Annotated in this window: 28 protein-coding genes; 10 read left to right on the top strand and 18 right to left on the bottom strand. The window is 59.3% G+C overall.

What is annotated here, in order from left to right; translation table 11 throughout:
• Positions 1 to 119: 119 nt before the first annotated feature.
• Positions 120 to 311 (bottom strand): DUF3008 family protein, encoded by a 192-nt coding sequence (locus BMX61_RS00840; RefSeq protein ID WP_075627329.1) that lies wholly within the window; start codon positions 309 to 311, stop codon positions 120 to 122.
• A 180-nt stretch (positions 312 to 491) separates the two neighbouring features.
• Positions 492 to 1,289: a transporter substrate-binding domain-containing protein gene (locus tag BMX61_RS00835; protein WP_407703727.1), complete on the bottom strand. Its 798-nt coding sequence runs from the start codon at positions 1,287 to 1,289 to the stop codon at positions 492 to 494.
• A 181-nt stretch (positions 1,290 to 1,470) separates the two neighbouring features.
• Here BMX61_RS00835 and BMX61_RS00830 point away from each other — a divergent pair, with 181 nt between their 5' ends.
• Positions 1,471 to 3,780 carry a putative bifunctional diguanylate cyclase/phosphodiesterase gene (locus BMX61_RS00830; RefSeq protein WP_075627331.1) on the top strand — a complete coding sequence of 770 codons (2,310 nt, stop codon included), beginning with the start codon at positions 1,471 to 1,473 and terminating at the stop codon, positions 3,778 to 3,780.
• Positions 3,781 to 3,846: 66 nt separating this feature from the next.
• On the opposite strand, the gene BMX61_RS00825 is transcribed toward BMX61_RS00830, so the two are convergent.
• On the bottom strand, positions 3,847 to 4,722 hold the full coding sequence (locus BMX61_RS00825; protein WP_075627332.1) for a DMT family transporter: 876 nt from the start codon (positions 4,720 to 4,722) through the stop codon (positions 3,847 to 3,849).
• Positions 4,723 to 5,099: 377 nt separating this feature from the next.
• Here BMX61_RS00825 and BMX61_RS00820 point away from each other — a divergent pair, with 377 nt between their 5' ends.
• From BMX61_RS00820 to BMX61_RS00810, 3 genes are all read left to right on the top strand, one after another.
• Positions 5,100 to 5,894 (top strand): DUF2243 domain-containing protein, encoded by a 795-nt coding sequence (locus tag BMX61_RS00820; RefSeq protein WP_075627333.1) that lies wholly within the window; start codon positions 5,100 to 5,102, stop codon positions 5,892 to 5,894.
• A gap of 162 nt (positions 5,895 to 6,056) precedes the next feature.
• A complete protein-coding gene (locus BMX61_RS00815) occupies positions 6,057 to 6,302 on the top strand; it encodes a DUF982 domain-containing protein (RefSeq protein ID WP_075627334.1) in 246 nt (81 codons plus the stop codon).
• A gap of 330 nt (positions 6,303 to 6,632) precedes the next feature.
• Positions 6,633 to 8,291 (top strand): phosphoethanolamine transferase, encoded by a 1,659-nt coding sequence (locus BMX61_RS00810; RefSeq protein ID WP_075627335.1) that lies wholly within the window; start codon positions 6,633 to 6,635, stop codon positions 8,289 to 8,291.
• A gap of 127 nt (positions 8,292 to 8,418) precedes the next feature.
• Here the strand turns inward: BMX61_RS00810 and BMX61_RS00805 are convergent, their stop codons facing one another.
• Positions 8,419 to 9,258 (bottom strand): DUF3037 domain-containing protein, encoded by an 840-nt coding sequence (locus BMX61_RS00805; RefSeq protein ID WP_075627336.1) that lies wholly within the window; start codon positions 9,256 to 9,258, stop codon positions 8,419 to 8,421.
• Positions 9,255 to 9,992, bottom strand: a complete 738-nt coding sequence (locus BMX61_RS00800) for a HipA family kinase (RefSeq protein WP_075627337.1) — start codon at positions 9,990 to 9,992, stop codon at positions 9,255 to 9,257. Before BMX61_RS00800 ends, BMX61_RS00805 begins: the two co-directional genes overlap by 4 nt.
• Positions 9,993 to 10,314: 322 nt before the next feature.
• Between BMX61_RS00800 and BMX61_RS00795 the strand changes: the two genes are divergently transcribed.
• Positions 10,315 to 11,547, top strand: coding sequence for a tyrosine-type recombinase/integrase (locus tag BMX61_RS00795; RefSeq protein WP_075627338.1), 1,233 nt, complete (start codon positions 10,315 to 10,317; stop codon positions 11,545 to 11,547).
• A 15-nt stretch (positions 11,548 to 11,562) separates the two neighbouring features.
• Positions 11,563 to 11,946: a hypothetical protein gene (locus BMX61_RS00790; RefSeq protein ID WP_075627339.1), complete on the top strand. Its 384-nt coding sequence runs from the start codon at positions 11,563 to 11,565 to the stop codon at positions 11,944 to 11,946.
• A gap of 14 nt (positions 11,947 to 11,960) precedes the next feature.
• Here BMX61_RS00790 and BMX61_RS00785 read toward each other — a convergent pair whose 3' ends face one another.
• Positions 11,961 to 12,974: a hypothetical protein gene (locus tag BMX61_RS00785; RefSeq protein ID WP_075627340.1), complete on the bottom strand. Its 1,014-nt coding sequence runs from the start codon at positions 12,972 to 12,974 to the stop codon at positions 11,961 to 11,963.
• A 164-nt stretch (positions 12,975 to 13,138) separates the two neighbouring features.
• Here BMX61_RS00785 and BMX61_RS00780 point away from each other — a divergent pair, with 164 nt between their 5' ends.
• On the top strand, positions 13,139 to 13,765 hold the full coding sequence (locus BMX61_RS00780) for a hypothetical protein (protein WP_075627341.1): 627 nt from the start codon (positions 13,139 to 13,141) through the stop codon (positions 13,763 to 13,765).
• Positions 13,766 to 13,872: 107 nt separating this feature from the next.
• The gene (locus BMX61_RS00775) at positions 13,873 to 14,952 is read left to right on the top strand and encodes a beta family protein (protein WP_075627342.1); all 1,080 of its coding nucleotides are present in this window, start codon (positions 13,873 to 13,875) and stop codon (positions 14,950 to 14,952) included.
• Here the strand turns inward: BMX61_RS00775 and BMX61_RS00770 are convergent.
• Both BMX61_RS00770 and BMX61_RS00765 read right to left on the bottom strand, forming a co-directional pair.
• On the bottom strand, positions 14,897 to 15,487 hold the full coding sequence (locus BMX61_RS00770) for a sce7726 family protein (protein WP_075627343.1): 591 nt from the start codon (positions 15,485 to 15,487) through the stop codon (positions 14,897 to 14,899). The two genes, BMX61_RS00775 and BMX61_RS00770, sit on opposite strands and share 56 nt — an antisense overlap.
• A gap of 304 nt (positions 15,488 to 15,791) precedes the next feature.
• Positions 15,792 to 15,986 carry a hypothetical protein gene (locus tag BMX61_RS00765; protein WP_075627344.1) on the bottom strand — a complete coding sequence of 65 codons (195 nt, stop codon included), beginning with the start codon at positions 15,984 to 15,986 and terminating at the stop codon, positions 15,792 to 15,794.
• 63 nt (positions 15,987 to 16,049) lie between these two features.
• On the opposite strand from BMX61_RS00765, the gene BMX61_RS24555 reads away from it, so the two are divergent.
• Positions 16,050 to 16,223 carry a hypothetical protein gene (locus BMX61_RS24555; RefSeq protein ID WP_170854881.1) on the top strand — a complete coding sequence of 58 codons (174 nt, stop codon included), beginning with the start codon at positions 16,050 to 16,052 and terminating at the stop codon, positions 16,221 to 16,223.
• A 559-nt stretch (positions 16,224 to 16,782) separates the two neighbouring features.
• Here the strand turns inward: BMX61_RS24555 and BMX61_RS24190 are convergent.
• From BMX61_RS24190 to BMX61_RS00720, 10 genes are all read right to left on the bottom strand, one after another.
• A complete protein-coding gene (locus BMX61_RS24190) occupies positions 16,783 to 17,268 on the bottom strand; it encodes a hypothetical protein (protein WP_139198846.1) in 486 nt (161 codons plus the stop codon).
• Entirely contained in the window at positions 17,243 to 17,539 is a 297-nt protein-coding gene (locus BMX61_RS00760; protein ID WP_075627345.1) for a hypothetical protein, read from the bottom strand. The genes BMX61_RS24190 and BMX61_RS00760 overlap by 26 nt, the downstream gene beginning before the upstream one ends.
• A gap of 257 nt (positions 17,540 to 17,796) precedes the next feature.
• Positions 17,797 to 18,429, bottom strand: a complete 633-nt coding sequence (locus tag BMX61_RS00755; protein WP_075627346.1) for an SOS response-associated peptidase — start codon at positions 18,427 to 18,429, stop codon at positions 17,797 to 17,799.
• 9 nt (positions 18,430 to 18,438) lie between these two features.
• Positions 18,439 to 19,215, bottom strand: coding sequence for a hypothetical protein (locus tag BMX61_RS00750; protein WP_139311759.1), 777 nt, complete (start codon positions 19,213 to 19,215; stop codon positions 18,439 to 18,441).
• A gap of 62 nt (positions 19,216 to 19,277) precedes the next feature.
• Complete coding sequence (locus tag BMX61_RS00745) at positions 19,278 to 19,520, bottom strand: hypothetical protein (RefSeq protein WP_075627348.1); 243 nt, start codon at positions 19,518 to 19,520, stop codon at positions 19,278 to 19,280.
• Between the two features lie 24 nt (positions 19,521 to 19,544).
• Positions 19,545 to 19,751: a CUE domain-containing protein gene (locus tag BMX61_RS00740; protein WP_075627349.1), complete on the bottom strand. Its 207-nt coding sequence runs from the start codon at positions 19,749 to 19,751 to the stop codon at positions 19,545 to 19,547.
• Positions 19,752 to 19,914: 163 nt separating this feature from the next.
• Positions 19,915 to 21,495 (bottom strand): hypothetical protein, encoded by a 1,581-nt coding sequence (locus tag BMX61_RS00735; RefSeq protein ID WP_139198844.1) that lies wholly within the window; start codon positions 21,493 to 21,495, stop codon positions 19,915 to 19,917.
• A 623-nt stretch (positions 21,496 to 22,118) separates the two neighbouring features.
• Positions 22,119 to 23,654 (bottom strand): hypothetical protein, encoded by a 1,536-nt coding sequence (locus BMX61_RS00730; RefSeq protein ID WP_075627351.1) that lies wholly within the window; start codon positions 23,652 to 23,654, stop codon positions 22,119 to 22,121.
• 7 nt (positions 23,655 to 23,661) lie between these two features.
• Entirely contained in the window at positions 23,662 to 24,024 is a 363-nt protein-coding gene (locus BMX61_RS00725) for a hypothetical protein (RefSeq protein WP_139198843.1), read from the bottom strand.
• A gap of 247 nt (positions 24,025 to 24,271) precedes the next feature.
• The gene (locus tag BMX61_RS00720) at positions 24,272 to 24,751 is read right to left on the bottom strand and encodes a hypothetical protein (protein WP_075627353.1); all 480 of its coding nucleotides are present in this window, start codon (positions 24,749 to 24,751) and stop codon (positions 24,272 to 24,274) included.
• A 329-nt stretch (positions 24,752 to 25,080) separates the two neighbouring features.
• Here BMX61_RS00720 and BMX61_RS00715 point away from each other — a divergent pair, with 329 nt between their 5' ends.
• Positions 25,081 to 25,374 (top strand): hypothetical protein, encoded by a 294-nt coding sequence (locus tag BMX61_RS00715; RefSeq protein ID WP_075627354.1) that lies wholly within the window; start codon positions 25,081 to 25,083, stop codon positions 25,372 to 25,374.
• Positions 25,375 to 25,496: the final 122 nt, after the last annotated feature.

Here is a 25,496-nt window from a genome sequence, read left to right as displayed (position 1 = left end):
GCCTTTTCATGCATAAGCCAAGTTTGCGCCAGTCGGATGGACATGGGACTGGCGCAGCTTTCACCTGATATAAAACCAACGTGACAGATGCGGTTCGAGGCAAGGCCTCTATACGCCTGTCAATGCTTCGATGAAGCGTGCTGAGGCTTGCCTGTCTGCTTGGTAGACGCCATGTCGCTGAGCTCCTTTTCGCTCATCGACTCGGCCATGGATTTCGATGCTCCCTTCAGTGAACTCTTCTTGCGTTCGCCACGCTTTGCCGACAAGGCGGCCCCTGCCGCCATTTGCTGGGCTTTGGATTTTGCAGGCATGGAAGATGCTCCTGTCTTGTCCACTCAATGGCCGGTCAATCGGATAGGGGGGCCGATTGTTCCATCAACGGCTCTTTGGGCATCCTCCCTCGAAATTTTGGTGTCTAACCGCAAAGGCGGTTCCGTTGGAGATTGAAATCGGTCTGCAACGCGTCGCAATCCCTCGGCGCCATCCTCGCGCTACTGAATACTGAACGGGAAATACTTCGCATTGATCGTGTCGTAGACGCCATCAGCTTGAATTTGGGCGAGCGCGGCGTTGAAGGTGGCGAGCAGCTCCGTGTCTGCCGGGCGGACGGCGATGCCGGCGCCGTCGCCGAAATATTCGGGGTCCTTGATGTCCTTGCCGTTGAACATGCAGCAGCTGCCAGCTTTCGTATTGGCGAGCCAGTCGTAGACGGCCAGTTTGTCTTCGAGGATGACATCGACGCTGCCATTGGCCAGCCCCTTGTAAAGGTCCGGTGAGGCGGAAAAGACCACGGTATCGGCATTGCCGAAGAATTTTTTGGCGTAGGCCTCCTGAGAGGTCGCGGCCGTGACGCCCAGTCGGACGCCCTTCAGTCCGTTCGACGTGTCGATTGCGATATTGCTGGCCTTCTGAGTGATGAAAACCGTCGGGCTGTCATAATAGCGCTGGCTGAAGGCTACCTTCTGGCGGCGCTCCTGGCTCATCGACATCGATGAGATGATGGCGTCGTAGCGTTTTTCCAGAAGACCGGGAATCATCGCCGTCCACTCCTGGATCACGAATTCGCAGTCGAGTTTGGCAGCCTGGCACAGCGCATTCGCGATATCGACGTCGAAGCCTTGAAGCTGCTTGTTCGAATCGAGATAGTTGAAAGGCGGAAAAGCGCCTTCCACCGCAATCTTGATGTGCTTCGGCGCCTCTGCGCCTGCCGATAGTGGCGTCAGCGCCGCCACGAGAGCAATGGCACTCGCCAGAAGCGCGGACAATCGGGATGGAAGCAAAGAGGTCATACGGCTCATAAATTATGTCCCCGTTCGTGACATTAGGAATGTTTAAATTTACTGATCTATACTCAGGGGAACACAAAATATTTAAGGATTTTCCTCTATTTATGCTGCACTTGCGAGGCACAAAAGAAGACTTTGTCAATCAGTGACCCGCATTCTGACAGGCCGATTGAGGAAATAGTCTGTGGCCGCCTATCGATTTTCGCTGTCCTCGTCTGTCACGGCGACCCGGACGTCATCAGGGCGAATCCTTGCTCTGCTGGCGGTCAGCGGCGTCGGGATTCTGGCGCTCGTCTTTCTGGCGGCGCTCTGGGCGGGAACCGAAAGTGACGCGGCTGCCCTCGACCGCCAGCGCCAGCTGGTCAATAGCCGCCTCCAGGATCAGGTCCAACGCGTGCTTCAGGATGTCCGGCTGATCGGCGCGGGCTATCGCTCCCTGCTCATGGCCACCACCCCGGCCATGGTTGCGCCATCGCAGGCAGAGCCGCATTTCGCCCATGTTGCCGCGGCCGAGACCTTCGGCACGATCGCCACGACCGTGTTCGGCTATGACGCGGTTTTTCTGGTCGCCGCCGACGGTACGCTGGCCATGGAAAGCGACCCTCAAGCCATCCGGCGGTTCCGCTGGGTCCGCCCACTGCTTCAGCCGATGATGACCGAGGTGCAAGCCGACCAGCGCCGCTTTGGCGCTGACCAGTCGGCGCTGAGCCGGGTCGAACTCATGCGCCTGGAGGGCCGTCCCGCCGTCGTCGGCATCACGCCGATCACGGCGGGGAGCCCTCTGGACACGCGCAGCCTGATGTCGAGGGACCGGTTGCTCCTGATCACCTTCCGCTTTCTCGATGGGGCGGCGCTCGATACGCTGAGCCGTGAGCAGGGCTTGAACGGCGCACGCTATGCCCGTGCTGCCGATCAGGAAGAGACCGAGGTTGCTTTTCAGATCGAGGCCACGAAAAGCCATGAGCCGATCGGCTTCATCATCTGGAAGCCCGACCTGCCGGGCTCGCGGGTGATCGGCCGGCTCGTTCCCGTTCTCTCGGTTGCCGCCTTGGCCATCGCCGCGTTGTTCTTCTATCTCATGGCGCGGCTGCGCCGAAGCCTGGGCGAGCTGGGCGCAAGCGAACGTCATGCCCGGCATCTTTCGCTGCACGATGTTCTGACAGGCCTGCCAAACCGGGCGCTTTTTGCCACCCGCTTCGACGAATGCCTGAAGGCGATGGCGATCACGCAGCGATCTGCGGCCATCGCCCTCATCGATCTCGACCGTTTCAAGGAGGTCAATGACGAGCATGGCCATCCCGTCGGCGACGAGCTTCTCTGCGCGGCCGTGGCGCGGATCGTCGCGCTGGTCGGGGCAAATGCGACCCTGGCGCGCTTCGGCGGCGACGAATTCGCCTTGCTCCTGCCGGATCTGCGCGAACAGGAGGCCGACCATGCCAGTCTCTGTCAGTCGCTGGTCCGCGCCCTGGCACAGCCCTTCCGGCTGAGCAATGGCGACGTGACCGTGACGATCGGCTGCTCCATCGGCATCGCCATTCTCGATCACGCCCAAATAAGCAGCGAGGAGATCCTGCGCCGTGCCGATCTGGCGCTTTACGAAGCCAAGTCGCACGGGCGGGGGCGCTTCGTGACCTACCAGCCGGAAATGGACCACAAGGTCGATGCGCGTGAAAAGCTGAAGGCCGAGCTTCGAGCCTTGCTGGTATCGGATCAGGCGGGGCGCATGGCCGGGGATGACGACAGCCTGCCCCCGTTCGGGCGTCTCGAAATCTTCTTCCAGAGCGTGCACCGCGGCGATGCCAAGGGAACGTTGACGGGGGCCGAGGCGCTGCTGCGCTGGCAGCATCCCATCAAGGGCCTGCTCACGCCCGATCTCTTCATTCCCCTGGCGGAAGAAGGCGGCCTGATGACCGCGCTCGGCAAATGGGTGCTGAGGGAGGCCGCGCGGCACGCCGTCGGCTGGCCCCATTCCATGTCGCTCGCCGTCAATGTCTCGCCGTCGCAGATCAGACACGCCGCGTTCGATCAGGATGTTCTCGACATTCTCAGCGAGACGGGGCTGCCGGCCTCGCGCCTTGAGCTTGAGATCACCGAAGCCGCCTTGTTCAGGATCGGGGCGGAGGCAGAGGCGGCCTTTGCGCGGCTGCGATCGAAAGGCGTGCGCATTGCCCTGGACGATTTCGGCACCGGCTTTTCCTCGCTCAGCCACCTACTGCACGTGCCGGTCGACCGCATCAAGATCGACCGATCCTTCGTCGGGCTGATCGGCAGCAAGGCCGAAGGCGCCGCCATCGTCTCCGCGCTCGTCAATCTCAGCCGGACCCTGGGAGCCGCCGCCACGGCGGAAGGTGTCGAAACCGAAAGCCAGCGGGACTTTCTGATCGCGATCGGCTGCCAGGACTTGCAGGGCTACCTGTTTTCCAGACCCGTGCCGGCCACCCGCTTCACGCCCGAACTGGATGCGGCCGAGGGGTGGATCGGGCATCGGATGTGAGATCGACGGGGAGGTCGATCCCACCAAGAATCTGCCGATCGAAAACCAGGCTGACAGGCGATCCGCTCAGACGCGCGAGCCGCGATGCTGCTCGGCCAGGAGAAGGAGCGCGCTGGAGGCGACGATGAGGACGGCGCCCATGACAACGGCATGTGACGGCACATCCGCCCACAGGGCATACCCATAGAAAAAGGCCCAGATCAGCCCGGTATATTCCACCGGCGCCAAGGCAGAGGCCGGCGCATGGCGAAAGCCCTCATAGAGCAGATACTGGCCGACCGTCGCGATGAGCCCAAGGCCGACCATCAGGCTCCAGCCGGTCAGGTCCGGCATCGTCCAGACCCAGGGAAAGGAGGCAGCGCAGGCCAGCGCGAAGAGCAGGCTGGTGGCCCACATCTGGACGAGCGTCGTCTCCGATTTGCTGACCAGGCGAACGAGCACCGTGCTCCATGCCCAGCAGCCACCTGCCACGATGCACATTAGAGCCGGAAGAAGATCGGGCGACTGCGTGGGATTGGCCGCGACCGTAACGCCTATGAAGCCGCCGATACAGGCAATCCACCGCGCGGGGCCTACCTGCTCCTTCAGCACCAGGATCGACAAGAGAATGACGATGATTGGCGCCGAGAAATAGAGCGTCGTCAACTCGGCAAGGCCAAGATGCCGGGCGGCAGTGTAGAACAGAAGCCAGGCCAGCAGCATCAGCGCCGCGCGCAGGACGAGCGTGCCCTTGTGCCGGCTTTGAAAGATCGAGGGATGCTTGAGCCAATGGGCAAGCGGGGCCGTGATCATCACGATGACGAGGCTGCGCATGAACAGGATCTGCGGCACGGCGTAGGAGGCGACCAGCAGTTTGACCACGGCATCCTGCAACGCGAAACAGGCATAGCCGGCAGAGGCCAGCGCTATGCCGAGAAAAATCCGTGGCTCCGCGCCTGCCATGCGTTCATCCGCCTTGTACCCGGTCGCGCTGATAGACACGCGTGAGAGCCGTTTTCCCTGCTTCCAGTGAGAAGCGACGTCGACAGCGCTGTTGGTTGTCCAACGGCGCCGCGGTCCGGCCGATGCTATCTTGTAAGTTCCCATCAGAGAGAGTGAATCTTACGCTCCTCGGAATGGCGCCGGTGTAGTCTCAAGGCATGACGGGATCAATGGCGGAAGGATCATGCGGCCCCGCGAAATCCTGCCGCTTGGCCAGCGCGGATGTCGCGTTCAGACGACCGATGCGATCCAACCCGTGATCGTGCGGCTCTCATCCGGCATTGCTGGGAAACTCCGCAGCGATGCCCTTGTTACGGGTTGTCACCTGGAGGACGTCGATGACCAAGGACATAACGGCTGCAAAAGGAGAGCGGTTCTCCGGCGCTCATCAAGCGGCTGGCTTCGCCTTAGGCTTCGGCATCGGCGGCTTCTTCGACGGGATCCTGCTGCATCAGGTGCTGCAATGGCACCATTTGCTGAGCGGCGTCGAGCAGGCGCGCCAGGACATCCGCGTCCTTATCCTGTGGGACGGCCTCTTTCACCTGTTGATGTATATCATTGCAGGGCTCGGCCTTTGGTTGCTGTGGCGGACACGAAAAGAATGTGCCGAGACCGGAGCGGATCGGCATCTCCTCGCACAGGCGTTCATCGGCTTTGGAAGCTGGCATATGCTGGATGGCATTCTGTCCCATTGGATCCTGGGCATCCATCGCATCCGCATGGACGTCGACAATCCGCTGTTCTGGGATCTGCTCTGGTTTGTCCTGTTCGGGATCGTTCCGGCCATTTTTGGCGTGCTGATCCGACGGGGTGGCGGGGACGGCAAAAGCCGCCCGCTGCACGCGCCCCTGGCCCTTGCGTTGACGATCGGTCTTGCCGGACCGCTTTCAGCCCTGCCGCCGCCCGATCAAACCCAGGTGATCGTTCTTTTTCGACCTGACATCGGTCAAGAGGAAGCCATGACCGCCATGACGGCGATCGGGGGCAGGCTGATGGGCTCCGATGCGTCGGGGCAGCTGTGGGCGGTGGATATGCCACCCGGCGGCGACCCGTTCGAACTCTATCGCCATGGCGCCCTCTTGGTCAGCACGTCTCTCCTACCGCTCGGATGCTTGAACTGGACGAGAGCCTGACGGCTCGACGCCGGACCGATCGAATGTCCTCTCGCTCGAACGCGGAAAGTCCGCTCTGCTCTTTCCGCCCGCGAAACATCGCCTAGCCTTCTTGTTATGGGAGGGCTCGCCACGAGAGGGGAATGGCGTTACGGGAGAGCGACGGATATTGGAGAGCATCGCGTGAGCAACGACTGGAACAAGCCCGTTTCCCTGGCGCTGGGAGATCCCGGCACGTTCACGACCATCAGGAACAATCAGGAAGCATCCTGGGCCTTGATCGAGGACTGGCCGGTTGAGGAGGGCAAGGCGCTGGATCAAGCCCTACAGACCCTCGAAGCCGCGATGAAGGGCAAAAAATCAGCGGAAGCAGCCCGGCTATCCTTTATCGCCGCGGCGCATGAAGCCGGACTCGACATCAAGGCCTAGCCCCCTGGCGCTTCCCTTTGCAGAGGCAGGATCGGGCGTTCGCGCGCCGCGTCTTCGAAGCAGTGTCTCGAGCAGGCTTCGCCCTCGCCTATTCTCTTCCGCCACCAGCTTATCTTCTCCCTTTGATAGGAAGATGACAGGAAGAATGGATTAACCTAATCCATGGACCGCCGCAGGTCCGAACATTCAAAGAAATTCCACACAGAAACCGATCCTCGAGACATGGCGGACATCCGAAATTCCGCCTCAATTCGAGCAGGACAGTGGCCTTGGCATCCTGCATGCCTTTGAGCGCCTGCCGGCCCTGACATCGCGAAAGCATCGCATAGCATGAAGCCATCTTTCTGGAAGACGCGTCCGCAGGTTGGAAGCTTCACCCTCTGCGCGATGACGACAGCCTATCTTCTGCTCGTTGCCAACCATGCTTTCTGGACGCGGGCTGCCGCAGACTTCAAGGACGACCACCTGGCGCTCGGCCTGTTCGCCACCGGCGTGACCGCAAGCGCATTGGCGCTGCTGACGCTGTTTTCGGCCAAATATATTACCAAGCCCGTTCTGATCCTGTTCGTGCTGACGGCCTCGGCTGCCTCATGGTTCACCGACCAGTTCGGTGTGGTCATCGACCGCGAGATGATCCGCAACATGATGCAGTCCACCTCTGCCGAGACAGGACATCTGATCACCCCGCGCTTCGTGCTGCATCTAGCGTTGACGGGCCTGCTGCCGAGCGCCTTGATCCTGTGGGTGCGGATCGTCCACAGGCCGATCCTGTCGAAATTGCTGCACAACACGGCAATCATCACGGGCTGTCTTCTGGTTCTGGCCGGCTCGGCCGTCAGCGATTACAAGACCATTGCCGGCGTCAGCCGCGCCCATCACGAAATCATGGATCCGCTGACGCCCTTTTACGCGATGACGAGCGCTGTTCGGTATGGCGTCGATGCGATGAGGGGGCCGCGCGGCGCACCCGCGCCCCTTGGCGCCGATGCGCACCGGCCGGCCGGCCCCAAACCGAGGGTGACCGTGATCATTGCCGGCGAGACCGCACGCGCGGAGGATTTTTCGCTCGGTGGCTATCCGGTCGAAACCAATCCCGAGATGAAGAAAAGAGGTGTCGTCTATTTCCCCCAAACGACGAGCTGCGGCACATCGACGGCCGTCTCCCTTCCCTGCATGTTCTCGAACCTGACACGGAAGGGCTATTCGCACGACAAGGCGCTGGAGCGGGAGAACCTGCTCGATGTGTTGGGACATGCAAAGGTCGCGGTCTCCTGGCTGGACAATGACACCGGCAGCTACAAGGTCTCCGACCGCGTTCCCTACGAATTCCTGCCGAAGTCGGCCGACCCTCGCTTTTGCAGTGGCGGGGAATGCCTCGACGGGATCCTGCTCGACCGCATGGATCGATGGCTCGACCAGATTAAGGGCGACAGCGTCTTGGTGCTCCACCAGCTCGGCAGCCACGGCCCCGCTTATTTCGCCCGCTATCCTGAGGAATTCCGCCGGTTCAAACCGGATTGCCGCGCCGAGGATTTCGGCAAATGCACGCCGCAGGAAATCCGCAATGCCTATGACAACACGATCCTTTACACCGATCATGTCGTGGCTCAGGTGATCGACAAGCTCGCCGCACGCGAGACGTCCCTTGCAGCCTCCGTGATCTATCTGTCCGATCATGGCGAGTCGCTCGGCGAAAACGGCCTTTACCTGCACGGCGCCCCCTATCTCATCGCCCCGTCCCAGCAGACCCATGTGCCATTCCTCACCTGGATCGCACCGGATGTGCAGAAGGCCAATGGCTTCGACATGGCCTGCCTCCAGGCATCGGCCACGTCACCGACCTCGCACGACAACCTCTTCCATAGCGTGCTCGGACTGATGGACATTGCCACGACGGCCTATGAGCCGGGATTGGATGTCTTTGCCGGATGCCGGGGAGAGGGGAAGGTTGCGGAGACCGTGACGAAAGGACCGAAGTTACTTAATTAAGGGATCAAAAACACAACGCCCCGCCTAGCCGACAAGATGGTGCGCCTCTATCGTGATCCGAAGGTCGAAAGCATGCTGCATTTCGATTGCGGTATATTCGACCACTATGCCATTAGTCCGCGAGCTACTAAGCTGGTTGCTCTATGGCGCTGACCAGCGCATTCTCATCTCCCGCATCTACCACCTTGATGTCGTTAGCTCGGAACAAATCCACCGCTTCTTGGAAAGCTCGTTTACGTATTGGAGAGTCTTTTGGTCCCTCCACTGCAAAAACGACATTAGGGGGAAGCTTTTCCTTCAATCGGTTGATGGTGAACAACCATTTGTTGCCGTGATCGAGAATGCGCGTCGGCTCATCCTGCCCGAGATAGATCGGCTTCAAGACCATAAGAGGCTCTTGCTCGACGATTTCCACGAAAGGGAATTTCGCCGAGTATAGTCCGTCCGAAAAAGCCATGGGCTTGAAATTTCGACCAATGTCACGCAACTTCAAAAATCCGCGGACCTGCTTTTCTAGTAACCCCTCACGATAAATCGAGCTAGCAAAATTGCGTCTGACGTAGTATTCGAAGAGTTCATCTAGCTTGCTCTTGGGGCAAGCCGTCATAGCAAAGCGGACTTCGCTAAAGCGGATGATACCTTCGCGGTCCTTAGTCAGGGCTTGAAAAAGATGCTCTGCGTTATCGCTCAGCTCGAATTCGAACCGACGCTGTCCACTGCCCGTATAGCCAGCTAAATCCCTGATCCGCTTAAGCTCTGTGTGGTAGCTTTTGAGAACGCCACGAATAGTCGTCCCCTCGACACTGTCAAAGAAGCTCGTCAGCCTGCCCAGGCGCTTAGTCTCAAGCCTGAAATCCAGATAGCTTGCGCGTGGTGCGACGAGCACAATACCGATGTTGGCGAATTCTCCCGTTTCGACATGTGGCTGGAAACGGATTATCGCATAGCTTACCGCATGCTTTTTCATATTCGTTCCCAAAACGCAGGCACCCTGTGTCGCCGCAGTGTGTCCTCGACAAGATCGAGCGACAAGTTGATTTCAACCGTGCGGGCGTCGTCTACATAGTGCCACCGTTCTGGGATGTCACCAAGGATCTGGGGCAAGTCCGTCAAGGCCTTCTCAAACCTTGCGTTGTAATGACCCTGCAGAGCTGACTGTTCGCAAATCTCGGCCAGGGAACTACTGAAAATATGGCTCTCAAGCTGTGAATGAAGAGTTACCTCTTCGTCGAAGGCCAGATTATGATCGATGACAACCAGTCGGCGAGCTGACTCCGACCAGAGGAGATTGGGATTGCCGCCAGAGTCAGTTAGCGTCCGGTCGCCATTTCGGATCCACCAATCGAAAGCAGCAATATCACGCTTGAGTTTTGCGGGAGCGTGCTGAACATTGACCAGCGATACTTCATTCACGTTCTCAACATTTTCTGAGCCGAACAAAAATCCGTATCCCAGGTCTCGCAACGCCCCATTCCGGCCCGCGTCGTACAGCTCTTGTGGCACCATAACGACGCAAAAACGCGGAATAGGTAAATCCAGTTGCCGTGCCAGTTGTCCGGCCACCCACTCTTTCACGAGCGAATCGTAACCTGCTCCCTTGCCTTTAACGAAGTAGAGTTTGCCGTCCGAGCCTCGACAAATGTAGGGCTCTGTTGCCCCCTGCTCGGAGCGTCTAAGCACTTCGTCGATTTCGATCGGCATCGGTCCTCACGCACTCGATATGGCGGCACGCTTTTAGATCACACCGTAATTCGGAGTCCAAGCGCGAGGTCGTGCCGGGAGGTGGCCCTAGCAAGTTTGGGCATCAGCATTCAAAGTCAATGAAGTCAGAAGGACAAGGGAAAACCTGATAGCCAAAGCTGCATGGCGGAGAGGGGGTCCGCCAAACTACCGCATCCCAACGTATCATGGTATGTCAGATTATCCAATATAGTCAAATACATACTTAATTTACCCGTATTGGACCGTCTCAACTTATCGCATAGAATGACGGTCGATTATTAGGGTAGATGTTGGGGTGAAAATGGCTCTAACCTTGAATAAGCTGTCGGCGAGAACCGTCTCCACGATCACAAAACCCGGACGACATGGTGATGGCGGAGGCCTTTACCTGGTCGTCGATAAATCGGGCGCGAAGCGATGGGCATTCCTCTATCGACGTGAAGATCGCCTCCGCGAGATGGGCCTCGGGGGCGTCAATGCCGTACCCCTGGCTACTGCGCGTGAACTGGCGGTGAAAGCACGGGCGCAGCTTGCCGCCGGCATCGATCCGATTTCGGCCAAAGGCGCGGCGAAGGCAATCACGCCGAGCTTCGGCGACTGCGCGGACGACTTCGTCAAGGATATGACGCCGCAGTTTCGGAACGCGAAACATATCAATCAGTGGAAGATGACGCTGGAGGTCTATGCGAAGCCGCTTCGGGCCAAGGCGATCGACCAGATCGAGACGTCAGATATCGTCGCGGTGCTCAAACCGATCTGGCTTTCGAAATCCGAGACGGCTTCACGGCTGCGCGGGCGGATCGAGCGCGTCCTCGACGCGGCCAAGGCAAATGGTCTGCGGTCAGGCGAAAATCCTGCGCGCTGGCGCGGCCATCTCGACAAGCTGTTACCGAAGCGCCGGAAGCTTGCCCGCGGCCATCATGCCGCGATGGATTATGCCGAGCTGCCGGCGTTCATCAAACGGTTGCGTGAGCGCAAAGCGCTGGCTGCCCTGGCGCTCGAATTCACGATCCTGACCGCAGCCAGGTCCGGAGAGACCATGGGAATGCGGTGGCGCGAGGTCGATACGAAAAGCGCTGTCTGGACAATACCGAAAGACCGCATGAAGGCCGGCCGCGAACACCGTGTCCCGCTGGCGCCGCGCGCCTTGCAGATCCTCGAAATCGCGAAAACCTTCGGGACTGAGCCTGACGCGTTCGTCTTTCCTGGAAGGGTGCAAGGACGGCCCCTCTCCGTGATGTCGTTCGAAATGCTGCTCCGTCGGCTGAAAGTCGAGGTCACCACGCACGGCTTCCGCTCCTCCTTCCGCGACTGGTGCGGCGAAGAGACGTCTTTCCCGCGCGAAGTGGCGGAGGCCGCATTGGCGCACGCCGTCGGCGACGAAACAGAACGCGCCTATCGCCGCGGCGATGCCCTGGAGAAGCGCAGGAAGCTGATGGTCGAGTGGGCTGCCTTTTGCGAACCAGCAACCGCCGCAGAGCCGCAGGCGCCACCGGCTGGCGCCGCTGGCGGCAAACAAGACATCTTTTCCTGAAGGAGCGACGACAGCATGCCCCGCAGACTTCTAGGCGCCGCCGTCGCGCTGCTTGCGCTCGCCGGCTGCCAGACCAGCCAGGAGTATCAAGCAGCGATCGACGAGAGCCTTAACGCTAGGCTGGAGGCGTTGAACGGTTTGACGATCGGGCAGTTCACGGCGCAAACCGGGATGCTGCCAGCCGATGCCTATCCGGTCCAGGGCGGGCGCGTGTTCGTCTTCCGGACCGATCCCGTCATGATTACGCTGCCAGCGACCAAGGTCACGCCGGCGATCACGCGGACCGCGCAGTGCCAACTGCTGATCCAGACCAAAGCGACAGATAGCCGGGGCACCGCTGACAGCTGGAAGATTGTCGCAACACAGCGGGCCGGCGCCTGCAACAACCTTCCCATTTAAACAGGACACGCACCTTAATTATGCATGGGCGAACATTTAGCCACATCTAGTTGCTCGTCCGTTAGAGGGGGGTAATCTACGCTGGGCCCATCTAAGAAGGACGTGTTCAAAATCTCGAAGCCACGCTTAGTAGATTTTCTGAAAAAATCTATACTCCGTATGGTGATACCAGCGGAGCGCAGTGCTGCGACTAGACGTTTGAATGTTGCGGGATCAGAGGTTGGTGAGCAAGCGATTGCATTGGTGGGATTATTAATTAAGTTCTTGAAATTGTCACTTTCTGTCCATTGCAAGTGTGCAGCTCGCAGCGCATCGCGTACCCGCTCGCCATCCACAGGGCGATAGTAGTAAACAATTCGCTTGTCTGGAGCAGACGCGGCGAGATCAGTGGCCTCCTCTCTGTCAGCAATCGATCCCGGCGTGATCGTCATCTCGGAAGAAGCCGGAGCATCAGCGGCCATCTTCGCTTGCTCTTCTAACGTGGCAGCTCGTGTGTCCGGGCTGCTCTCCGTGCTCGCGACAGGTCGATTGAATGCCGTCTCTTTATTGGCGAAATTCGGCTGTTGGGGCTCCCCACGTATTGGAGCAAGTCTCTGATCGAATTTGGGTTCATCTGCCTTGCGAAGATCGCCCTCGCCGGTGTCTGGTTCGAATTTAGTCTTTTTAGGAGAGACTTCCGGCGTGTCGAACATATCGAAAAGCTCACGCACTACGGGACCTACTGCCCTCGAAGTCATAGCGAACATGAAAACCACCGCGCATATAGCGATCGACCAAACCAGAAAGCTCACTACAGTGCCAAAGCGCTCTGGATTAAAGGTGGTCGCATTTCTAACCACCAGCAGGAAGAGCAACCCCATTGCTGCTCCAATGAAGACAGTGAAGAGACCGATTGGAGGAACACCGGGAAGAACATTGGAGAGGGCTCCAATGCCTGCTGCAAACAAGCTTCCAAATCCCGCGAGTTCTGCAAGCCGTCGGGTGTAGCCGCTTGGCTTGTTCTTTGTCTGTTCCTGCGCATCCGCCATAAGCAGCCCCCGCTCTACGCAAGAGACAGTAATCGCACAACTTAATAGTTTGGCAAGCGTAACGGGAAGGGGCGAAGGCTATATATCATTCGGCTTGCCGAGTATCTGCGCCTTGGCAAGGCTGAGCCAGCCACGGCGCCTTCATTCTCCGCGTCATCAGCGTTTTGGCCGGGGACCACAGCGAAGACGAGTTCGATCGGTTTTTACGTTCCAGGGGCATCGACTGGCGCCGTGAGCGGGACGCGCTGATCATCACCCGCATTATCGAAGTGGACGGATCGACAGCGGCGTTGCCCGACCTGCCGGGCACTTCTTTCGAACGTATCGGCCGTTTGAAGGCCAATCAGGAGAAACAGGGAATGGCGAAGACTGGCGGCGCGGGAGCCGGCGCAGGGCGTAAGCCGGGGACACTGAACCGCCGCACGGTCGAGGTGCTGGGCAAGGTGATGTCGGAAGGGATTTCCCCGATCGAATATATGATGTCCATCATGCGAAATGAGGATGCCGATGCGAAAGACAGGGCATGGGCTGCAGCGCAAGCCGCACCATTCATCCATCCCCGGCCTGCGCCCGCGCAGCGCGCGATATCGATCAAGCTCCCAGCAATTGAAACGGCCGAGCAAATCCCAGGCGCGATTTCACTGGTGCTCGGCGCGGCGGCGCGCGGCGAGATAGCGCCGGGCGAGGCTCAAAGCTTGGTGTCGATTATCGAGGCGCAGCGGAAGGCAATCGAGACGGGCGAGATTGTGCGGAGGTTGGAGGCGCTTGAGGCAAAAAATACCAAAGGCTAGCAAGTAAGTCTCTCGTCTTGATTGCAATGGAATCATTGAACTCATAACTAAATTGTGTCCCTCTAAGGTTGTGATTGAGAATCACACAACACCTTAGAGGAGGAGCCATGACTTATCGACCAATCCTGCGCTTCAAGCGCGGCGAACAGACTGCACTCACCAATCTCTCTGCCGCTCAGAAAGCCGGTACAGTTCCCCTGCTCAACATCGCATCGCATTCATTCAACCCACCGCCAGGTGGCGAAACTGACGTAGCGTTTGACCAGCGCATTGCTCAGGACGCTGATCGCCTTAACTCCGCATGGGCGGGCTACGCGGCCGCCGTTGATTTGGGGGACATTGACCCGGACGCCCGATGCGCAGGCGGTGTACACTTTGTCCGTTATTTCTTTGACCGAATTGCCGACGCCGATCAGCATGCCCATGTAAGCCCTGTGCTGAGGCTGGAAAGTGATGAAGCCTTTCTCGCGGCTGTGGCGTCGGTCTGTGGCGACTATGGCGTTCGCCCTGTATTTCGCATGACCCCTGACGACCTAGCCGAGCTAGACATTGATGATGTGGTCAGTGATATGCTGGATGAGTGCGGCTTACAGGCCGCTGATGCGGCCTTCATCGTGGACTTGGGCTATATTGACACAGCGGGCCGGTCGGTTATCACCGCACGCGGCGCGTTAGCAGCGGTTCCCTTCGCCTCAGAGTGGGCTGACATCGCGTTGGTCGCTGGCTCTTTTCCTGAAAACCTCTCCGGCTTTGCTGTCGGCGCTCATATAGTGCAACGACACGAGTGGGCTGTATGGCTGGCAAACCGAAGTGCGGCCGGCCGGGCAGTCACCTATGGGGACTACGCAACAATCCACCCTCTGCCAGTTGAAGAGGGGTTAGACCCTAGAACGATGAACCCGACCGCTAGCGTTCGCTACACATTCGAGAGCACATGGGTTCTGCTCCGAGGGCAAGGAACAAGAACCCGCGGAGGCCAGGGGTTTGCTCAGTTCCTGGCTCATGCCGATACAATCGTTGCCATGCCGCAGTATCGCGGCCAGGTCTTCTCATTCGGCGATGGAAGGATCATGCGCATCCACAGGCGGGCGGAGGGACAGGGCAACCTTGAGACTTGGGTCTCAATAGGCGTTAACCACCATATTGCGGAAATCGTCGGTCAATTCGCCAGCCTGCCCTCGCCTTGAGAGCAGATCGCACCTCTGCGCGGACGACGTTGAGGTCAAGGGAAACCGCGAGGCGCTCATAGAGTGCCTCGCGAGGCTTGCTCCTAACGCCGCGTGCCGCACCGTACCGCTCTAAGACGGCCAACGCTTCATCCCGCCACAAGAGAGACGCAAGGGTTGCAGCATCTAGCCCAGGGTTCATCTCTGGGAGCCTCTCGCGAGTGACCTCGACCCTGCCGAGGCAACTGCTAGCGACAGCCAGCCCCCACCAATCCGGTATGATCTCTTCTGCTGCTTCGCGGTGGTTCTCAGCCACCACGAGGCTGATCCTGTCTAAGACAAGGTTGTAAAGGTCACGCTGTGCGGGAAGCCGGTCCAAGGTGTCGCGCTCGCTCTTGAGCTCGTAGCCCTCGATCTGGCCATTGATAACAGCAATGTCGATACGAGTTGCGCCATTCAGTATGCCGAGTTCATCAAGCATAAGGGTATCACTGTCACCAGCGTGAGCGAGTTCAAGCCAGCGCCAAACGCTCTCTCTCACATCCCTATCGCGCATCCTACCCCTCCAGATCTGATGCTGAAAATCGTCGTCATAACGCGTCCTTTTGTTGCCTTGCAGTATACCATATCCAGCGCATCCTGGGGCTGGAGATATGGAATTCTTCGAAGTGTCTGTATCTCCGACGGCCGGGCTTGATTTTAATCAAAGGAAATCATTCTCGCCACGATACGTGCACGAGCACCGGTCGCCCTCACAGGCTAACGTCCGCACCAAACGTTACCTCTGTTCGGCCAAGGCTGCGCTAGGCCATCCGCCATCAGTTCTCTGCCCGCGTCTCGGCCATCTTTCAGGATGACCCTTACAAGCGCCCGATGGTCTGACGTCCGATCCGATCCCTCCGGCTGCTGTCGTCAATCCGATAGCCGCCGGCCATAAGCTCTTGCAGTCTGAGCTTTGCCTTTTCCCCCAGTTCCTTCTCCCGAGCGCATTCGGCGCTCGAGGTCTCCGGCGCGTCATGTTCGATGATGATTTTCTGCCGGTCCCGCGCGTGCATGGTCACGTTCCATTAGCTCTTTGAAATTTTCAGAGACCCGTTCATTATGAAAGGAGCCTCTAAATGAACGAGCACACACGGAATTATGTCGCAAGCATGCTGATGCAGTTGGCGCGGATGGTCCCGGCGCAGCGCCGGCAGCTCCTGGCCTACCTGATCGAGATGGCTGCCATCGAGGCAAGGTCGGATGGTCCGTCTTTGACGAATAGAAGAGAGAAGATTGGTCCCGACATCTAAAAGCTAGCTCAGGACAATCGGTCGGTCCTAGCCGGCGGGCCGGTTGTCCACCATTGGGGCAGAGCAAGATAAGCGAGGGTGCGGGCAAGCGGGCGGAGCGGCTTGTCGGCGCACCTTTCACCCTGCAACCTACTGTGTCGAGCAGCAGCATGAAGGCCGCAAACGCCCGTTCCAAGCGCGCCTTAGCCTTGAATTAACTTGACGGTAGGATATTTTTGTCAGAAAGGTCTCGAAGGTGGTGCCCGCCATCTTCTTATCATCCGTCTGCTTGGGGCTCAACCATTAGTGAGACGGGTAAGAACGGCAGTGCTCGCAAACGAGTTCCCACCGTCCAAAGCGGAAGCGTACATAGGAACGTACGTGAACCGCCCTAGGCCAATGACAATGCATTTTTCACCTCGGGGATTGCTAGATGAAAGTCTAGCGCTCCGGGGCCACCCTATTGCGTCCCGACCATTTCGGCTTGCAACAAGAGCGATAGGTGATAATGCGATGACGGGCACCTAGTGCCCTTATTGATCAGCCGCGGAGCTGAGTCAATCGTAAGTTGGCAGTCAGCTTAATCGCGCCTCTGAAATAGCACTAAAGCCGTGAAAGCCTGTCTGTGTGCAGACGAACAAGCTTCGAACCCTCTGATGACAGCTTCTGTCGCACGTAGGTCAGTAAGCACTTGCGATTTCTGAAATTTTGAATAGGGGTCGTAGTCGGCTTCATGCCGCTTTAGTTGCATATTATAAAATTGAAGCGCGAAATCTTGAATTTCGTCGGGAAATTTTTCTAAAATTACCCTCTGTTTACGATCATTGAGGCTGTCACAAGCCTTCTTTGCAAAACTATGCTGAAGAGCTCTATAGCTCTGCCGCCATGCAGCTTTACCGTTGCGTTTCGTGATAAGATTGTTCGCGCAGGACTCTGATAAGCAATGGAAGAGCGCGTAGTATGCTGTGCTCACCGCACGCTTGAGATTGGACTGTCGAGGGTTTTTCCTCGCAATCAAATCTTCTGCGGTTTTTAACAAATCATGTGCGAGCTGCGATTTTGGCATCTGCTGCTGAAATGAACGACATCATAGGGAAAGCGGAGATATCGACAGACGACAGTGCAGGACGCACCTTGCGAATAGCCCTAGTCAAGAAGCTGGACGGAATGTCACGCGCGCGGCCCTCGAAAACCACTTCTACCCGCAGGATATCCTCGCCTTCCACTTCGACATCATCAACCACATGAACTCTCAAAATTTCGACATCGGCAAAGCCTTCAGACAGTGCTGCCTGAATTAGCTTCTCCAGTTTGTTGAAATCGATTTTTCTGTGCATTTCCTGCCTGATGATTTGTGATGGCGTCTGATAACCGATGCAGCATCTCAAAGTTCAGCATTTCGAGCGGTTTCTTCCGCATGTCAAGCGGAGGAGCTAGTGCTTCCTATATCTGCATATTTCGTAACGAGGTGGTGGTTGCGGCAATCATGTTGATTTCAATGCACAAACCCGTGGGCGCACATTGTCTGCGGAAAATTCAGAATTGTCGGGCACGGTTAATTTATCATTCGTCATCGTAGGAACGAAGACAATCATTATTCCGCCGGCAACAGGATCAGCCCATCGTCCGGCAACGGCCGCTGAAGCGCCTTCGCCTCGCCCCAGTCCGCCCGCATCCACACATCGACCTCCTCGGCCGTCGTGAGAATGACCGGCATGGCCTTCGGGTGGATCGGCTTGACCACCGCGTTTGGTTCGGTGGTCAGGAAGCCGTATAGCTGATGATCTCCCTCGCGCGGGTTCTTCATGGACCCGCGCGTTCCCCGCCACTCTGTCCAGATGCCGGCGAAGAAGGCGAGGGGCTTGTCATCGTTGATCGCGAACCAGCGCTTGCGCTTCTTCGGCTTGGTGTCTTCCCATTCGCAAAACGTTGTCCAAGGCACCACGCACCGGTTCTCTGGCCCGAGCCAGCGGCGCCAGTGCGGCGAGGTGACATTGCGGATGTTGGTGACGCCCGTGTCTGGCTTGTCGCCTAGGATCGACGGCGGCGTCGGCATGCCCCACGTCAGACGGTCCCAAGCCTCGCCTTCTGCCGTTCGCCGTAGAACCGGCGCTGGCCGGTCGGGATAGATATCGATCGAGGGCTCAAGATTGCCTAGCCGGTCGAGCGCCTGGCGAAAGGCGCGCATGGCCTCCTGGTTGGTGCTGACATTGTAGAGATTGCACATCCGATCCTCTTACCACTGCCGACCCTTGCGCATCGTGTCATGGGTGTCAGCGTGAATCGAGAGCAGGATCTTACGGTAGCAATATTCTACGCGCACGGCCGCCTGTCGAGCCGTCAGCTCCCAGCCGCAAGACGGGTGCTCCAGCTTGATTTGAGCAGGTGGATGCGCGAGCAGCCAGAGCCATTTCGCAGGCTCTTCCAAAGCCTCGATCCGGAAAATTCGCCCGATCGTCATCGCTCCATCAAAACCGATGAAATCATCGCCGTCAGCCCATGTGCGCGTCCATCGCATTCTTGGCGCGTCATCAAGGGAAATCTGGTGGCATGGCATCCAGCCATTCGGCAGGAGATCTGCTTTTCGCGGCTCACCATGTGTCGTCATCGGGTTCGGGCCAGGCGGCTTGACCGTCGACACGATTTCGAAGGTTTCAGACAGGGCGGCAGTGATCCGATCGACTAGAGCCGTGACGGCGGCCGAGCCCTCCGGCGTGGCACGCTTGAGGGTAGCAAAGGCGTCTTCATCGGAGACGCCCAAAAGCTCGCGCTCGATGACCTGCTGCACCATGCCATTGGGCGCCGGCTTCCCTTCGAAGCTAAAGGCCAAATTCAGCGCCATGCGGCCAATCATGCCCTGCGCAATGGGCGAGACGACCGTCAGATCCCGCCGCTTCCCCACGGCCATGCCGGCGAACCTTCGACGGAAGGATTGCGACATCAGCACATAGTGCAGGGTGACGCCTTCGGTCAGCAGCTCTTGGACAGGGTACATTGATCGCCCTCGACTCAATCCTCACTTCAGGCTTTATGCCATAGCGTAAGCAGACGTGAACGAATTGAGAACGGTGCGCTTCATTCCAACTCAGGTATCTCGCCTTGCTGGAACAGCACGACCGGCGGCCCGTATTCCCCGATCAGAGGATTGGCCTCCCGGCTCCAGGCCACGACGCCGGCGTATTGGTCTGCCATCATCCGAGCCTCGCGCTTCGCGCGCTCTTCAGTGTCGACCTGACGGGGGTCAAATGCCTGCACCGGGTCACCGTCTTCGTTCTTCACGAATGCTGCCAACACGATCAGCTTGCCTTTGTTGGACATGTTCGATCTCCAAATTTGCGACCTTCAGGCATTGTCCGACCGGTCGAAGTGTGGCCGCCATCCGCGCGTGAAGCCACTGCTTGCCGCCGCCTCTGTCAGCGCGAGCTGCAGGCGGAGATGCTGACAATCCTCAAGAAGCGCTGAAATAGCTTCGCGCGCGTCGCCGCCATGCCAGGCCAAAACGTCTTCGATTACGTCGGGCTCGATTTTGGGCAGCGAAAGCGGCTTCATCTCAGATCTCCTTGTTCCTATTTTGTTCTACTGAGAATTGGAGGCAACTGAAACGAAGCATGGGCTGCAATATCGACAAGCTAATTCAATCCGGGATCGACAGAGGCGAGCGGCGTCAGCACTTCATGCGGGTCATGATATAGGAAGGCAACCAGAACCGCCGTCACCGTCCTCGTCGGTCATCGCTATTGCCTGTGCGTGGCGCGTTGAGACCAGCGGACCCAACGGCCGGCGTGAGCGACGGTGCATGAACGTGATCTTGAACTTGCCGGAATAGGTCTGCCAAAGACCGTATTTCCTGCGGGTCGTTGCTGAGCAACCTCTGTCCGACGTGGGTGGCTGTTTCTTCATTCATGCCCGTCGCAGCCCGGCTCAGCGCTCCGAGAGCATGGCCGCCAGCCAAACCCGCAGCGCGCATGATATTGCCGCTTAGAAGCGCCGTCAGCGCGCTGCCCGCGTCGCCGACAGCCTGCCCATCCACCAGGTTCTCATATGTCGAGGAGCCGCCTGTCAGGGCGCGACCGGCGCGAACCATGTCGCGTTCTCGCATAAGACGCTGATTAAAGATCGCGCGCACGAGTGGATCGTCGACCAGCACGTCAAGCTTGCCCTGCATGTTCGGCGTGTCGAAGCTCAGCGTCTTGTCCTGGCCGGCGCGCTGGTTTTCCAGTTTGACGCCGATCTCACGCGCCGCGCCGATGCGCGGCAGATCGCGCTTGTTCTCGGGAATATCACGCATTGACGCTTTGGCCTCGTCGGCATTGCGGGCGTTGATCAGGTCGCGGCCTGTCTGGATGGCTTCCAGCGACGTGCTGTCGTCGGCATATTTCGCCAGCGCCTCACCATATTTCGGGACGTCCGTCGAGAGCTGGCCGCGCAGCGCGTTACGCGTCTCCTTTACCGCTTCGGCCGCCGTCGTGTCGCCGGCCTTGTAGAGCTGGTTCACCTTTGCGTCGAGTTCGCGCTTGATCAGGTCCCAGCCGCGGACGGTCGGAACGCGGATCGTTTCGTCACTGACTTCGGTGCGCATGATCGGATTGCCGTTCGGATCGACCAGCCCGGTCAGAACCTGTGTTTTGGTCGGGTTCGGGTTGGGAACCTCCGTGAACATGTCGCTGATCGGGATCTGCTTCTCCGCAGCCACTTTCTCAGCCGAACGGATTGCATCCTGTACGGACTGACGGCCGAGCGTTTCATCGTAGAAGGCCCCTTGCGGCGCCGGCGCCTTGTAGGCCTCGTCGTAGAGAGGCTGCGCGGCTGTACGACGGGCGTTCACGATGCCCTGTTCGGTCGCATAGGCGTCCGGCCCCTGTGCCCCAAGCGCGTCGTCGACATAAGAGCCGATACGCTGGCCTTGCTCCTGCTGGCGCGCCGCCAACGTCTGCGAGATGTCATTGCGTGCCGGGCCGGGTGTTTTGGCCGCCATGGCGCCGACACGTTGTGAATTGCGGCCGGCTGCATCGACGGCTCGATATTCGCTTTGCCCCGCGGCCTGGGCAGCCTCGACAGCCTGGGCAATCTGTTCGGGCGTCTGCTCATCACGCGCCATACTGCGCACGAGCATTTCGTCGCCGCGGGCCACAGGATCGCGAGTGAGCAACGGGGAGAACCGCCCGAAGATAAGTGAGACGAGATCGGTGGCCGGCACAGCCGCCGCGCCGAGACCGGCAGCCAGCGGCAAATTCCGGGCCGCCTGATCTGTCCGGTTATCGACGCCGCCGTCTGCGCCCGCAAAGCCCGTCAAGCCGCCATAAGCAGCGCCTTCCGCGCCGCCGGCCAACACACGCGGCAGGAGATTGCGCAAGCCCTCGTTCGCCATGTTGCCGACTAGCGTCATGCCCTTGCCCGCGAGGCCGAGGCCAGACGACACGCCGCCCGCAACTTCGCCGACGGCTGAGCCGATCGGATGTTCGGTGCGCTGCCGGTCAAGCTCTTGGCGCTGAAATTCCTGCGCCGTATCAAAGCTCTGGCCGAAGTCACCACCAGTCAGCGCCTTGAAGCCGCCAAAGATCGCTGAAATGAGTTCGTCGCCCGTGTTGAATGTCGCACCCTGTGTCAACGGGATGGCGTTGCGCGCGACAGCGCCGAGCGTGTCTTCGTTCTGGCCGCGCAGCTTCAGCGCGTTCATGGTGGCGGCCGTTGCTGCGCCGGTCGGATCCTCGGCCGGGCGGACCGTGCTGATCTGCGGCTGGTCAGAGATATAGGACCGATCAGCGCCGTGGATGATCTCGCCGGGCGGCGGGGCGCCATAGTCCGTGACCGGCGCCGACGCGGCGGGCTCCGCAGGAATACGGTAGGCGGCCCACGGATCATCCGAAGGCTCTGGCGTCGCTGGCACGCGGAATGCGGCCCACGGATCGTTATCCATTACGGAACCCTCCCCATAGAGCCATCTGGCAAGATGATCGACGTCCCAGAAGGCAGCTTAGCCGCTTCTACAGGCGAGCTGACACGAACAGGTTGCGACGCAGTTGTTGACTGACGGGGTCGAGCAGCGGGAGCAGGCGCCGGTGCGGCGGATCCCGCCAGTTGAGAGCGAAGCTGCGCCGTCGGATCGGCCGTGCCGAGGTAGTCCGACATGACCGTGCGGAAGCCTTCGTCGATCCGACCGTGTTGCTGGATGTAGGTCGTCCGAAGTTCGTTGAGGTCAATCGCGCGCTGCTGGGCAGCCAGGTAATATTGCGCGAGCAGTCGGTTCGCCTGGGGGGAATTCTGAAGCGATACGGACATGGTCTTCAGGAACTCTCGGTCGGCGTCGGACATGGCGCCCGGCATGTTGGCCCCATCCTGATTGCGGAGCTTCAGCGCTATCTGACCGCCAAGCGCGTTCAGCAGTTCTGCAGGCGCTGTATTGCCCATATTGACGCCAAACGCGTTGAGCGCCTTGCGCAGCCCGAGCTGCGCATTCGCCAGCGTGCCCTGATCGACTGTTGGATTGTCGACGGCCGCAAGAACCGTCTTGTACAGGCCGCGTTCCGCATAGGCGTTCTTGGCATTTTCGAAGGTGCTGGTGTTGAGTTTGCTCAGGTCCTCGTCATTGGCACGATCATACGCCGACTGCTGCTGACCACGGCCGAGCGCGGCGATGTTCTGGTCGTAGGCAGCCCGGCGGGGGTCGCCTTCCGGCAGCGCGTCGCGTTCCTGGATCAGCCGGGCGAGCGGCGACATCTGGTCGTTGGTCGGTTTGATATAGGGCTGCGCGCCGGCATCGATCGCGGCCGTCGACGAGACGATTTTTGGCTTTCCGTCCGGGCCGATGATGTTTTCCGGTTTGACGTCCCGCATGGCAATTGCGCGCTGATCCGCATCCGGCAGCCTGCCCGTAATCGCGCCGAGAACCTGTTCTTGTGTAGGCGGCTTCGGCGCGCCCATGATCGTGCGCCCGTCCGGCGTAACGACCATGTCGCCCTGGCCGGCTTTGACCGCACCGACCTGTGTTTCAGACGCTCCGTACATGCGAGCGATACTGCCGGGCACGAAACGGGTCGCGCCTTCCGCCACAGGCGCCAGCATGGATGTCGTGATGTCCTTCGTATTGTTCAGGCGGGTCTGTTCCAACTCGCGTGCATTATCGGCCGCATTGTTCGCCAGCGAAGTTCGCGCGACGACGTCTGTACCGTAACGCCGGTCTGCGCTTTCCATGTTTCGTGCTCCAAAACCTTGCGTCGGCGTGAACAGCCCCGCAAGCACGCCGGCCGCGTCCCGCACGTCCGAACTGGCGTTCGGATCGCCGTAGACACCCATGGCCTTTTGCAACGCTTCGGCCTGCAGATTGCCCTTCCGCGCAGCAGCATATCCGGCCAGATCCGATCCGCTCGGCGGCGCAAAGGCCGCGGCGAGATTGGAGAAGGCCGCGCCGAGCGCCGGGTCATTATAGTAGCGGTTGCTTTGGATGGCAGGCATGGCGTCCTCACTGAAGCGGATGGTTAGCTGGCTCGGCAGCCCAAGCGCGCCGGACTTGCGTTGCGTAAAGCGCCAGATTACCTCGCGCCGCGATGCTGCGGCGGAGCGTGACGGCGCAAAGCTCGGATCGCAGAAGGAGCGCCTGGAGCAGATGATCTTGGCGTAGGAAGGGTTCGCCGCCCATGAGCAACGCCGCGGTCGTGGCCATCGAGAACGCAACGAAATCGGGTGCCAGCCAGCGCGATACGGCCTGCGAGAGCCGGGGGATTGCGTCCTGAAGGTTGTCGCAAATCGACGGCAGCACCCCGGCCGCGTCCCTCCGCCAATTATCATCGGGCGGGAGGTTCACTATGGCCTCGATCGCTGTCAAGGCGGGCACCACGGGGTCAGGCGCGCATGGGACCAGGCGGAGTTGGTGTTGGGCGGTCGAAAGGAGATGTTCGGTTAAATCGCGGTCGGACAAGGCGCGCACCCACAAACGTCGACTTCGCGCGCTGACAGTTTCAGCGGCAGTTTGAAGTCGGTTGACGTTCGCCAGCAATGAGGCCGGCATGGCTTGCGCGGGTCCGCGAGTTCCGCCTCAGTCGCGATTGGCCGCCAATATAGCATGTGCCCGCTCATCTCCCAAGCATCTCCGTCAATGATGCAAAGCCGCGGGCTGCTCGTTGACGCGATCGTTCTTCGATCTCACCCATAAGGCTGGCATTATGCATGGCATTGCGAGCTATCCGCACCCACGCGGCTGTATCGGCACTGCTGGTGGTCGAAGAGCCAAAGGCATTGCGGCTGCCCCAGGACAGGATCGTTTTACGGACGGCGCGCCAGCAAGTGCTGATCGTGGCGTCATCGAGCTGCAGGCCAATGGAGACCCCCATGTTCGGGGCGGCCACGTCAAAAGCTTCCATCAGCCGTTCAGTCTCATGAGCAGAGAGCGAGCGGAGATCTTTGCGGCTGATGGCGCGCTGAAGGGCGTATAGCGCTTCTGAGCCATGACAAGCCGCGTCACCTTTCAGCGCTCGCTGAAATTCATCCTCGACACGCTCTACGCTGATCGAGGTCTCATCCTGGCCGGTTGGGTATGTGGCGAAGGTTCTCATGCCTTGAAGACTGCAGTGGGTCGCAGCGCGAAACAACAGCGAAGATCGGCCCCAATTCACGCCGCCAAGATGTCCCAAAGTTGGGGCGGGCAGAATTTTTCTGTGAGCGTCCGATGGCGGTTTCGCCAAGCTCGGCGGAGTGGGGCCGGGGGTCGGACCAGGGTCTCGACGACATGTACGATTGTAGGTTTTTGCGACGTACTGCAACCCTGATGACATACACAATGTCGACCTCTAATGTCCCGGTATGAACACAAAAGCGCACAAGCCTGTTGACATATCGAACCATTTAAATGACACTATGGGCGTCGAACACGAAAGGCGATCAGATGTCCAACGTCATCACGTTTCCAGTTCAGGCTCGCGTCCTTGGGGCCAAAAACGCGCATCCCTACAGTGCTCAAATTGTCTCGTTGACGGAACGAAGCAGGGATGGCGCATATCATCTCTACGTCCAGGCGCTGCAACGGGCGGTCAGCGAGCTTCGGCTTGCGCAGGCTGCTGGCAAGCGACGTCGCGTCAACGAATGGAAAGACGAGATCGACGTTGTGCGGCTTCATTCCGAATGGTGTGGCTACCGCGATATCGCCGGTCAGTGCCGAAATCTATTGCAAGCCGGCTGACGCGCGATCTGTGGCCCAAAGTCTGGTGCCTTTTTGGTATACCTCAAGAAGACCCCTCAAATCGTAGTTCGATAAATGCTGTTTGGCACTTATCGCGAACCAAGTTCACAAGCACCACCCAA

It is taken from the genome of Xaviernesmea oryzae (genome assembly GCF_900109605.1).
GTDB classification, from domain to species: Bacteria; Pseudomonadota; Alphaproteobacteria; order Rhizobiales; family Rhizobiaceae; genus Xaviernesmea; species Xaviernesmea oryzae.
Note: the sequence above shows the minus strand (reverse complement) of the source record. Positions and strands in the feature narration are given on the sequence as shown.